This is a genomic window from Janthinobacterium sp. 13, assembly GCF_002749695.1.
Taxonomy (GTDB): domain Bacteria; phylum Pseudomonadota; class Gammaproteobacteria; order Burkholderiales; family Burkholderiaceae_D; genus Janthinobacterium; species Janthinobacterium kumbetense.
Genome location: NZ_PEEQ01000001.1, coordinates 3074447 through 3085291, shown reverse-complemented (window position 1 = coordinate 3085291; position 10845 = coordinate 3074447). Strand labels below are relative to the sequence as shown.

Below are 10845 nucleotides of genomic sequence, written 5' to 3'. Positions count from 1 at the left end.
AAACACTTACTCTCTGGCCACCATCATAAATAGTAATTCCAGGGAGAGTCTTTGTGGATCAATCGCTGAACTATAACTACAAGATCGTGAAGCAATTCGCGGTCGCTACTGTGGTATGGGGCATCATCGGCATGCTGGTTGGCGTTATCATCGCCGCTCAGCTGGCCTGGCCTGCCCTGAACCTCGACATACCATGGCTGACATACGGACGCTTGCGTCCGCTGCACACGAATGCGGTGATTTTCGCCTTCGGCATCTGCGGCCTGTTCGCTACTTCGTACTACGTTGTACAACGCACCTGCCAGGTGCGCCTGTTTTCCGACAAACTGGCCGCCTTCACGTTCTGGGGCTGGCAAGCGGTGATCCTGTGCGCCGTCGTCACCCTGCCCCTGGGCATGACACGCGGCAAGGAATACGCGGAACTGGAATGGCCTATCGCCATCCTCATCGCCGTCGTCTGGATCGCCTACGCCATCGTTTTCTTCGGCACCTTGATCAAGCGCAAGGTCAAGCACATCTACGTGGCCAACTGGTTCTTCGGCGCCTACATCCTGGCCGTGACGATCTTGCACGTGGTCAATGGCGCCGTCATGCCAGCCTCGTTCACCAAGTCGTACTCCGCGTATGCGGGCGTGCAGGACGCCATGATCCAGTGGTGGTACGGCCATAACGCGGTGGGTTTCATCCTGACCGCCGGCTACCTGGGCATGGTGTACTACTTCATTCCGAAACAGGCCGAGCGCCCCGTGTACTCGTACCGTTTGTCGATCGTCCACTTCTGGGCGCTGATCTTCACCTACATGTGGGCGGGTCCGCATCACCTGCACTACACGGCATTGCCTGACTGGACGCAATCGATCGGCATGGTCTTCTCGCTGGTCCTCCTGGCACCAAGCTGGGGCGGCATGATCAACGGCATCATGACCCTGTCGGGCGCCTGGCACAAGCTGCGTACCGATCCGATCCTGAAGTTCATGATCGTTTCGCTGTCGTTCTACGGCATCGCCACCTTCGAAGGTCCGATGATGTCGATCAAGACCATCAACTCGCTGTCGCACTACACCGACTGGACCGTTGCCCACGTGCATGCGGGCGCCCTGGGCTGGGTGGGCTTCATCACCATGGGTTCGATCTACTACCTGCTGCCGCGCCTGGCGGGCCGCACGCAGATGCACAGCACGCGCCTGGTCGACGTGCACTTCTGGGTGGCCACCATCGGCATCGTGCTGTACATCGCCGCAATGTGGATCGCCGGCGTGATGCAGGGCCTGATGTGGCGCGCGGTCAATCCGGACGGCACCCTGACCTACACCTTTGTCGAGAGCGTGAAAGCGACGTATCCGTACTACGTGGTGCGCGTGGCCGGTGGCCTGCTGTACCTGTCGGGTATGTGCATCATGGGCTACAACACCTGGATGACTCTGCGCGGCAGCAAACTCCCCGTCGCCCGCATTCCGGAACTGAACGCGGCGCACGCCTGATAGGAGCGAAAGCAAATGAAATTTTCACATGCATGGATTGAAAGAAACCCCTGGCTGCTGATCGCCCTGGTCACGGTGGTGATCAGCATCGGCGGCGCCGTCGAGATCGTTCCCCTGTTCTTCCAGAAGAGCACGACGGAACCCGTCGCCGGCCTGAAACCGTACTCGCCGCTGCGCCTGGCGGGCCGCGACATCTACGTGCGCGAAGGCTGCTACAACTGCCACTCGCAGATGGTGCGTCCGCTGCGCGCGGAAACGGAACGCTATGGCCACTATTCGGTCGCTGGCGAATTCGTCTACGACCGTCCGTTCCAGTGGGGTTCCAAGCGCACGGGCCCCGACCTGGCCCGCGTGGGCGCGCGCTACAGCGACGAATGGCACCGCACGCACTTGAACAACCCGCGCGACGTGGTGCCCGAGTCGAACATGCCGTCCTACCCCTGGCTGGCGAAGACCAAGCTGGTGCCTGACGAGATCATGCCGAAGATGCGCGCCCTGAAACGCCTGGGCCAGCCGTACAGCGATGAAGAGATCGCCGCCGGCCCCGCGCAGCTGCAGGACAAGACGGAAGAAGACGCCCTGGTCGCCTATCTGCAAGGCCTCGGTACATTAATCAAAACAAGGAATTAGCATGGCAATCGAAAACCTGTTTGACAGCGCCAGCAGCGTCATGACGGTGGTTTCCTTTACGACGTTCGTGGGCATCCTGTGGTGGACGTTCAGCCGCAGCAACAGCGACTTCGACGCGGCGGCACGCCTGCCGTTCGCCGACGACGCGCTCGACTATCCGGCCGAGGCCGAAATGACCCTGGCGAAGGAGCATAACCATGGCTGACTTTACCAATGGCTTCTGGAATATCTACATCATCGTGCTGTCCCTGCTGGGCATCATCGGCTGCGGCGTGCTGCTGTACTCGCAGTCGAAAATCAAAGTGGTCGAGGGCGCCCCTGCTGACGGCACCACGGGCCACGTCTGGGACGAGGACTTGAAGGAACTCAATACGCCGATGCCGCGCTGGTGGATGTGGTTGTTCTACATCACCATCGTCTTCTCGCTGGCCTACCTGTTCCTGTATCCGGGCCTGGGCAACTATGCCGGCAGCCTGGGCTGGAAATCGACGGGCCAGTACGAGGAAGAGCTGAAGAAGGCGGAAGCCGACTACGGTCCCCTGTTCAACAAGTACCTGAGCCAGGACTTGAAGACGGTGGCCGCCGATCCGCAGGCGCAAGCCATCGGCCAGCGCCTGTTCCTGACCTACTGCGCGCAATGCCACGGTTCGGATGCGCGCGGCAACAAGGGCTTCCCCAACCTGACGGACAAGGACTGGCTGTATGGCGGCGAACCCGACATCATCAAGACCACCATCATGCACGGCCGCAATGGGCAAATGCCACCGATGGGCGCCGCCCTGGGCTCCGAAAAGGATGTCGAGAACGTGGCCCATTATGTGCTGAGCCTGTCCGGCTCGACCTCGGATCCCGTCAAGTCCGTGCTGGGCAAGGCCAAGTTCGGTGCCTGCATGGCCTGTCATGGCGCCGATGCCAAGGGTAACCAGATGCTGGGCGCGCCGAACCTGACGGACAAGACCTGGCTGTACGGCGGCAGCGCCGACACCATCATGGAAACCGTACGCAAGGGACGCAGCAACACCATGCCGGCCTTCAGCGATTTCCTCGGCGAATCCAAGGTACACGTGCTGTCGGCGTATGTCTGGAGCCTGTCGAATCCGCAGGCACCCGCAAAGTAAAAATGGAACCTCAAGTCATCAAGATGTATGCGGCCCGCGAGCAAATCTACCCTCGCGAGGCCAAAGGACGCTACGCTACCTGGCGATGGGTATGCGTATGGCTTACCCAGCTCGCGTTCTACGGCTTGCCGTGGTTGACCTGGAATGGCAGGCAAGCCCTGCTGTTCGATTTGACCACGCGCAAGTTCTACATTTTCGGCGTCGTGCTGTGGCCCCAGGATTTCATCTATCTGGCGGCCCTGCTGATCATCTGTGCGTATTTGTTGTTCCTCGTCACGGCCATTGCCGGGCGGGTGTGGTGCGGGTTCTCTTGCCCGCAAACGGTATACACGGAAATTTTCCTGTGGGTCGAACGCCGCATCGAGGGCACGCGCAGTGCGCGCATGGCCCTCGACAAGCAGGGCCCCTCCGTGCGCAAGGCGTTCAAGAAGACGGCCAAGCACCTGGTATGGGGCGCCATCGCCCTGTGGACGGGCTTTACCTTTGTCGGCTACTTCACGCCGATCAAGGAACTGGCGCAGTCGGTGACCACGCTGAACTTCGGTCCCTGGGAATGGTTCTGGGTCTTGTTCTACAGTCTGGCAACCTACGGCAACGCGGGCTGGCTGCGCGAGCAGGTGTGCAAATACATGTGCCCCTACGCGCGCTTCCAGAGCGCCATGTTCGACCAGGACACCCTGATCATCACCTACGATGCCAAGCGCGGCGAACCACGTGGCGCCATGAGCAAGAAGGCCGGCAACAACGACAAGCTGGGCGATTGCATCGACTGTACCCTGTGCGTGCAGGTGTGTCCGACCGGTATCGATATCCGTAACGGCCTGCAGTATGAATGCATCGGTTGCGCCGCTTGCGTCGATGCCTGCAACAGCGTGATGGACAAGGTCGACCGGCCACGGGGACTGGTACGCTACAGTACCGACCATGCGATGGAAAACAACTTCAATTCGAAGCAGATACGCCAGCGCGCCATGCGCCCGCGCGTCTTGATCTACACGTCCATCCTGGCCCTGATCATCATCGCCGTGTGTACTTCGCTGGCCCTGCGCACGCCCCTGAAAATGGACGTGATCCGCGACCGCGGTTCGATGGGACGCGAAGTGGAAGACGGCATGATCGAAAACGTCTACCGCCTGCAGATCATGAACACGTCGGAGCAAAGCCAGCATTTCAAAATCAGCGCTTCCGGCTTGCCGGGCCTGACCTTGCTGACGCGCGAAGAAGTGACCTTGCAGCCGACGGAAACGCTGGGTTGGCCGATCCGCCTGCGCGTGCCGCACGGCGTGGGAGAGAAGGGCTCGAACAAGATTGCGATCGAATTGCAATCTCTGGACGACCCATCGCTGCATGTGCGTGAAAGCGCGGTATTCATCGTGCCACGTTAACAAGGAAAGGCGGACGGGGACCGGGTGCCCTCGCCGCCGCCACGAAGTTGCAGGAAGGCCGGTCCCCATGCGGGGACTGGCTGATTAAACAGGAGAAATACCATGTCCGACAGTCTGAAACTGCAAGCACCCGTTGCACCGTGGTACAAGCATCGCTGGCCATGGCTGCTGATGATCGGCCCCGGCCTGTCCGTGGTCGTCGGCAGCTTCATGGGCTATATCGCGTTTACGCAGCCCGATGCGCTGGTGGTGGGCGATTATTACAAGCAGGGCAAGGCGATCAACCAGGATTTGAAGCGCGACACGATCGCCAGCGACCTGGCGATGGATACGCGCCTGTCGTATGACGTCGCTGCAGCGCGCCTGACCGGTTCCGTGCACAGCTTCGGCAAGGCCTATCAGGCGCCTTTGCAGTTGCACCTGGCGCATGCGACCCTGCCGGAAAAGGATATCAAGGTGCTGGTGCAGCCCGACGCAGCCGGCAATTTTTCCGTGGCGCTGCCGATGCTCGAGCGCAGCCGCTGGCAAGTGCTGGTGGAAAACGACAAACGCGAGTGGCGCCTGTCCGGCATCTGGACCTGGCCCCTGCAACGCAGCATCGCGCTGCATGCGGACGAGGAACTGTAAGTCTTATTTGCAGACGTCCGTGCCAGCCGTAATGGCTTTTAACTTGGCCGGCTGCAGGATTTCAATTTCCCGGTTGGAGACGCGCAGCCAGCCTTCCTTCTTGAACTTCGACAGCAGGCGGCTGACGCTCTCGATGGTCAGGCCCAGGTAGTTGCCGATTTCCTCGCGCGACATGCGCAGCTGGAAATTGCTGCCCGAATAGCCGCGCGCTTCATAGCGCGACGCCAGGTTGACGATGAAGGCGGCAAAGCGCTGCGTCGCCTGCATATTGCCCAGCAACAGCATGACGCTTTGCTCGCGCGTGATTTCCTGGCTCATCATGCGGTGGAAATGGCGCAGCAGGGTCGGCATGTTGCCCAGCAATTGTTCCAGGCTGGAAAACGGGATTTCACACACTTCGCTGTCTTCCAGCGCCACCGCGTTACAGTGGTGGCGGTCGGCGCTGATGGCGTCCATGCCCAGCAGTTCACCCGCCATCTGGAAGCCCGTCACCTGCTCTTCGCCGCCCGGATTGATCTGGTACGTCTTGAAATGCCCTAGGCGGATCGCATACAGGTTCTGGAACGAGTCGCCGATACGGAACAGCGAGGCGCCGCGCACGATCTTGCGGCGGCGGCCGATGATCTGGTCCAGCCTGTCCATGTCGCCCACATCGAGGCCCATCGGCAGGCACAATTGATGCATGCTGCAGGTCGAGCATCGCGCACGCAACGCCTCCACGTTCACGGTGGGCAAGGTTGGAGTGAGTAGCGCTTCAGTCATGTCGGTACCTTTTAGAAAATGCAACAACAAGTTTACTGCATACAGCCGCATACAGGGTTGCCGTATGCCAATTTCACCGTAAATTCGGCGAATAAACGACGTCCAGCCTTTAATTATATGGCAACATCGTCAAAAGCCCGCACGGGGCGGGCAATTTGCGCGGCGGCGCTTGCCAAGCTGGGGCATTGATAGGAAAATTCCTGACAGCATTATCTGCCGCCTGTGCCGCCCGGTACTGAAAAGGAAATCATGAAGCCTCTCGGCATTAAAGCAAAAGTCGCGCTGGCCACCAGCCTGACCTCGATCGCCATGATCGCGCTGGTCACCATGATCCAGGTGCAGCACATGCGCGACGACTTCACCCGAGTACTGCTGAGCCAGCAATCGTCCCTGATCACCCGCACCGCCGCCGAACTCGACGACAAGCTGGGCATGCTGCTGCAGATCGTCACCCTGACGGCCCGACAGCAGCCGCCGGAATTGATCGCCCGGCCCGCCCAATTGCGCGAATACTATTCGCGCCGCTCGATGCTGGTGCTGTTCGATGACGTGCTGGTGCTCGACGCGCATGGCGCCGTCGTGGCCGACATGCCGGAGGTGGCGGGGCGCGCCGGCATCAACGTCGCCGAGCGCGAGTATTTCCAGACCGTCCTGCGCACGCGCCAGCCCATGATCACCGAACCGATGCTGGGCAAGTCGAGCGGCATGCCCATCGTGCAGATGGTGGCGCCCGTGCTGGCCGCCGATGGCCAGGTGGCCGGCGTGGTGATCGGCGTGCTGCGCCTGTACAAGGACAACCTGCTGGGCCGCCTGCGCTCGGAAAAGATCGGCAAGAGCGGCTATTACTTCATCCTCACGCGCGGCGCCGTGCCGCGCTACGTGCTGCACCCCGATACCAGCCGCTTGCTGCAACCGCGCAAGCCGAACGCCAACCTGACGACGACCCAGCTGCTGAAGGAAGATGGCGAAGGCAGCATGGTCAGCACCAACAGCCGCGGCATCACGGCCGTCAACAGCTTCAAGCGCCTGAAATCCGTGAACTGGCTGCTGGCCGCCTCGCTCCCCGTCGAGGATGCATTCGAACCGTTCGATGGCGTGCTGTACCGGCTGGTGCTGTGGAGCATCCTCGCCTCGCTGCTGGCCGCCTTCGTGCTGGGCTGGGTCACCGTGCGCCTGCTGTCGCCGCTGGTGCGCCTGCGCGACACCCTGCAAGCCCTGCGCACCAGCGGCAGCCGCTTCACGCCCGTGCCGGTACAGCAACGCGACGAGATCGGCGAACTGACGGAAGCGTTCAACGGCCTGATGAGCGAACGCGACCGCCTGCAGCAGGAACTCGAATCGCGCGCGGCGGAGCTGGAACAGGAACGCGACCGGGCCGAGGCGGCCAACCGCGCGAAGAGCGATTTCGTGGCCAACATGAGCCATGAAATCCGCACGCCCCTCAATGCCGTGCTGGGCATGGTGTATTTGCTGGGCAATACCAGGCTCGACACGGAACAACGCAAGTATCTGACCATGGTCAGAGTGGCGGGCCAGTCGCTGCTGGGCATCCTCAACGACGTGCTCGACTATTCGAAGATCGAGGCGCGGCGCATGGAATTGTCACCCGTCGAATTCGACCTCGACGAAGTCATGAATACCCTGGCCACGACGATGACGATGAATGCGGGCGAAAAGGAGCTGGAACTGGCCATCGCCGTCGAGCCCGACGTACCGCGGCGTCTCGTGGGCGACGCCCAGCGCCTGCAGCAAATCCTCGTCAACCTGGCCGGCAACGCCATCAAGTTCACGGAGAGCGGCGAAGTGGTGGTGGCCGTCAGCCTGGCCGAGAACGAAAACGGCCGCGCCTGGCTGCGCTTCGAGGTGCGCGACACGGGCATCGGCATGACGGAACTGCAGCAACAGCAGCTGTTTGCCGCGTTTTCCCAGGGCGACCAGAGCATCACGCGGCGCTTCGGCGGCACGGGCCTGGGCCTGGCCATCAGCAAGCAGCTGATCCACATGATGGGCGGCGACATCGCCGTCGCCAGCAGCGAAGGCAAGGGCAGCCGCTTCTGGTTCAGCGTGCCCTTCGAAATGCTGGCGCAGCCGGCCGAAACGCGGCGCACGCCGGCGCTGGGCCAGCTGCGCCTGCTGGTGGCCGACGACAACCGCACCACGCGCGAACTGATCGTCAAGCTGATCGAGGCGTGGGGCTGGCTGGCCGACGAAGTGGACTCCGGCTTTGCCGCCATCGAACTGTACCGCGAACGCCTGGCGCAGCAGCAACCGTACGACGTGGTGCTGGCCGACTGGCACATGCCCGTCATGGACGGTCTGGCCACGGCCAAGGCCATCCGCCAGGCGGCCAGCGGCCAGCGCCAGCCCATCGTGGTGATGGTCAACGCCTTCGCCCGCAACCACCTGGAAGAAATCTCCAGCGCGGCCGAGGCCGACGTCGTGCTGATGAAGCCGATCACGGGATCGAGCCTGTTCGACGCCCTGCACCAGGCGCTGATCGCCAAGGACGACGGCGGCGAGCAACGCATGCTGCACCAGCCGCTGGGCACGGAACTGGCCGGCGTGCATTTCCTGCTGGTGGAAGACAATCATTTGAACCAGGCCGTGGCGCGCGGCATCCTCGAACACATGGGCGCCACCCTGGACGTGGTGGGCGACGGCTTGCAAGCCGTGGAACGGCTGCGCACGGAAGCGCTGCGCTACGACATCGTGCTGATGGACATGCAGATGCCCGTCATGGACGGCTTCAGCGCCACCCACATCATCCGCACGGAACTGCGCTTGCACCTGCCCGTGATCGCCATGACGGCGGGCGTGCTGGCGTCCGAGCGCGAGCGCTGCATGACGGCCGGCATCAGCGATTTCATCGCCAAGCCCGTGGTGGTGGAAGAGATGATGGAAGTCATCCTGCGCCACCTGCCCAAGCGCCCGCAAGTACAGACGGCCGAGCCGGCACGCATCGCCGATGAGGAAGTGTTTTCCATGGCGCCGCTGATGCGCGTGATGGGACGCGATGCGAAGGGGCGCGGCGTGCTGCGGCGCATGGTGGAAGACGCGCTGAACAAGGGCATGACGCCCGTGCGCGACGCCGAAACGGCGTTGCAGGCGGGCCGCCACAGCGACGTGGCGCGCATCCTGCACAGCGTGCGCGGCTCCGTCGGCACCCTGGGCACGAAACGCCTGATCCGCGCCGCGTTCGCCACCGAGGAAGCCATCGATGCGGGCCGCCTGGACGAGGTGCCGGCGCTGCTGGCGCGCACGGCGCAGGAACTGGAACAGGCGCTGGCGGCGGCGGCCGATTGGTTGTCGCGCCTGCAGGATTAAATCAGGCGGGCACGCCCAGAATCACGCTGGACGCCTTGAAGATGGCCGTCACGTTGCTGCCGAGTTCGATGCCCAGGTCGGTGCTGCTCTGGTTGGTGATGATGGCGGCAATCGTGCCGCCGCGCGGCAGGTCCAGCACCACTTCCGTGTTGACGGCGCCCGTCTGCACGCGCGTCACGACCCCGGCCAGCTGGTTGCGCGCGGAAAAGCGCGCGCCCTGGCTGTCCGTCACGAGGATGATGGACGACGCCTTGATCAGCGCAAACGCTTCCGCGCCCGGCACCAGGCCCAGGCTCGCGCTGCTGCCCTGCGTGACGATGGCCACGATGTGCTGGCCACCGGGCAATTCCAGGGTGACTTCATCGTTGACGGCGCCCTGTTTCAGTTCGGTCACCTTGCCCAGGAATTGATTGCGTGCCGTGGTTTTCATGGCCATTCTCCGTATGAGTAAAAGATCGTCGGCGATGCCTTCCGCCTGGCTGCCCAGCTGGCGCAGGTAGCGGGCATGCTCGCGCTCGATGATACGGAAATTGTCGACCAGCTGGCGCCCCCGTGGCGTCAGCCGCGTGCCGCCGCCGCCCTTGCCGCCCGTCAAGCGCTCGACCAGCGGTTCGCCAGCCAGGTTGTTCATGGCGTCGATGGCGTCCCAGGCCGCCTTGTAGCTCATCTTCACAAGCTTGGCCGCCTGCGTAATGGAGCCGCACTCGGCGATGGCGCCCAGCAATTCCACCCGGCCGGCGCCGCCCAGGTTTTCTCCGCCCACCGTCATCCATACCGAGCCTTGCAGGCCGATTTCCGCTGCCGTTGATTTATCCAATGCGCTCACCCAATGTCTCTTCCATGCTATCAATTTGTCCGTCACGCAAGTAAAGCACATGTTCACCCAGAATGCGCGCATCTTCCGGATCATGTGTGATCAAGATCATGGGCACGTCCAGGCGCTGCTGCCACTGGCTCAACTCCAGGCGCATTTTGACACGCAGGGCCGGATCGAGGGCGGCAAACGGCTCGTCGAGCAGCAGCGCGGCCGGTTCGGCCACGAGCGCCCTCGCCAGCGCCACCCTTTGGCGCTGGCCACCGGACAACTCGTCGGGAAACTGGTGCGCCAGTTCCTGCAAGTGGAAGGCGTCGAGCCAATGCTCGACCTTCTGCAATTTTTCGCGCGCGCGCGGGTTGAACCAGCCGCGGCGCAGGCCAAAGCCCACGTTTTGGCGCACCGTCAGGTGCGGGAACAGCGCGTAATCCTGGAACAGATAGGCGACATTGCGCTGCTGCGGCGGCAAATTGATGCCGGCGGCGGAATCGAACAGGGTGCGCCCGTTCAGGCGGATATGGCCCGCCTCAGGCGTGAAGAGGCCGGCAATGGCTTTCAGGGTCATGCTCTTGCCGGCGCCGGACGGGCCATACATGGCGATGCGCTGGCTGCTGGAAGTGCATTGCACCTGCAGGTCGAAGCGGCGTTTGCCGGAGCGCAAGGTGGCGCGGAGGTCGAGGTCGAGTTGCATAGGCGTCATCATC

The 10845-nt window shown here is 62.6% G+C and carries 10 protein-coding genes; 7 read left to right on the top strand and 3 right to left on the bottom strand.

Going from position 1 to position 10845, the window contains the following annotated elements:
* Window positions 1-53 precede the first annotated feature (53 nt).
* From ccoN to CLU94_RS13595, 6 genes are all read left to right on the top strand, one after another.
* A complete protein-coding gene (ccoN, locus tag CLU94_RS13620) occupies window positions 54-1481 on the top strand; it encodes a cytochrome-c oxidase, cbb3-type subunit I (RefSeq protein ID WP_034782722.1) in 1428 nt (475 codons plus the stop codon).
* Window positions 1482-1496: 15 nt separating this feature from the next.
* On the top strand, window positions 1497-2111 hold the full coding sequence (gene ccoO / locus CLU94_RS13615) for a cytochrome-c oxidase, cbb3-type subunit II (protein ID WP_034782720.1): 615 nt from the start codon (window positions 1497-1499) through the stop codon (window positions 2109-2111).
* Window position 2112: 1 nt separating this feature from the next.
* Window positions 2113-2316 carry a cbb3-type cytochrome oxidase subunit 3 gene (locus CLU94_RS13610; RefSeq protein ID WP_034782719.1) on the top strand — a complete coding sequence of 68 codons (204 nt, stop codon included), beginning with the start codon at window positions 2113-2115 and terminating at the stop codon, window positions 2314-2316.
* Complete coding sequence (ccoP, locus tag CLU94_RS13605) at window positions 2309-3229, top strand: cytochrome-c oxidase, cbb3-type subunit III (RefSeq protein ID WP_070278469.1); 921 nt, start codon at window positions 2309-2311, stop codon at window positions 3227-3229. The genes CLU94_RS13610 and ccoP overlap by 8 nt, the downstream gene beginning before the upstream one ends.
* A 2-nt stretch (window positions 3230-3231) precedes the next feature.
* On the top strand, window positions 3232-4614 hold the full coding sequence (ccoG, locus tag CLU94_RS13600; RefSeq protein ID WP_099666002.1) for a cytochrome c oxidase accessory protein CcoG: 1383 nt from the start codon (window positions 3232-3234) through the stop codon (window positions 4612-4614).
* Between the two features lie 102 nt (window positions 4615-4716).
* Complete coding sequence (locus CLU94_RS13595; RefSeq protein ID WP_099666001.1) at window positions 4717-5241, top strand: FixH family protein; 525 nt, start codon at window positions 4717-4719, stop codon at window positions 5239-5241.
* A 3-nt stretch (window positions 5242-5244) separates the two neighbouring features.
* Here the strand turns inward: CLU94_RS13595 and fnr are convergent, their stop codons facing one another.
* Complete coding sequence (gene fnr, locus CLU94_RS13590; RefSeq protein WP_034782711.1) at window positions 5245-6003, bottom strand: fumarate/nitrate reduction transcriptional regulator Fnr; 759 nt, start codon at window positions 6001-6003, stop codon at window positions 5245-5247.
* Window positions 6004-6252: 249 nt separating this feature from the next.
* Here fnr and CLU94_RS13585 point away from each other — a divergent pair, with 249 nt between their 5' ends.
* Entirely contained in the window at window positions 6253-9327 is a 3075-nt protein-coding gene (locus CLU94_RS13585; protein ID WP_099666000.1) for a response regulator, read from the top strand.
* 1 nt (window position 9328) lies between these two features.
* Here CLU94_RS13585 and CLU94_RS13580 read toward each other — a convergent pair whose 3' ends face one another.
* Both CLU94_RS13580 and CLU94_RS13575 read right to left on the bottom strand, forming a co-directional pair.
* Complete coding sequence (locus CLU94_RS13580) at window positions 9329-10096, bottom strand: TOBE domain-containing protein (protein WP_099665999.1); 768 nt, start codon at window positions 10094-10096, stop codon at window positions 9329-9331.
* A 40-nt stretch (window positions 10097-10136) separates the two neighbouring features.
* Window positions 10137-10841, bottom strand: a complete 705-nt coding sequence (locus tag CLU94_RS13575; RefSeq protein WP_257219068.1) for a sulfate/molybdate ABC transporter ATP-binding protein — start codon at window positions 10839-10841, stop codon at window positions 10137-10139.
* Window positions 10842-10845 lie beyond the last annotated feature (4 nt).

Coding starts and splice junctions, on each gene's coding strand:
- CLU94_RS13595 (WP_099666001.1), top strand. CDS start 4,717: ATGTCCGACAGTCTGAAACTGCAAGCACCCGTTGCACCGTGGTACAAG.
- CLU94_RS13585 (WP_099666000.1), top strand. CDS start 6,253: ATGAAGCCTCTCGGCATTAAAGCAAAAGTCGCGCTGGCCACCAGCCTG.
- CLU94_RS13575 (WP_257219068.1), bottom strand. CDS start 10,841: ATGACGCCTATGCAACTCGACCTCGACCTCCGCGCCACCTTGCGCTCC.
- ccoG (WP_099666002.1), top strand. CDS start 3,232: ATGGAACCTCAAGTCATCAAGATGTATGCGGCCCGCGAGCAAATCTAC.
- ccoP (WP_070278469.1), top strand. CDS start 2,309: ATGGCTGACTTTACCAATGGCTTCTGGAATATCTACATCATCGTGCTG.
- ccoO (WP_034782720.1), top strand. CDS start 1,497: ATGAAATTTTCACATGCATGGATTGAAAGAAACCCCTGGCTGCTGATC.
- CLU94_RS13580 (WP_099665999.1), bottom strand. CDS start 10,096: ATGACGGTGGGCGGAGAAAACCTGGGCGGCGCCGGCCGGGTGGAATTG.
- CLU94_RS13610 (WP_034782719.1), top strand. CDS start 2,113: ATGGCAATCGAAAACCTGTTTGACAGCGCCAGCAGCGTCATGACGGTG.
- fnr (WP_034782711.1), bottom strand. CDS start 6,003: ATGACTGAAGCGCTACTCACTCCAACCTTGCCCACCGTGAACGTGGAG.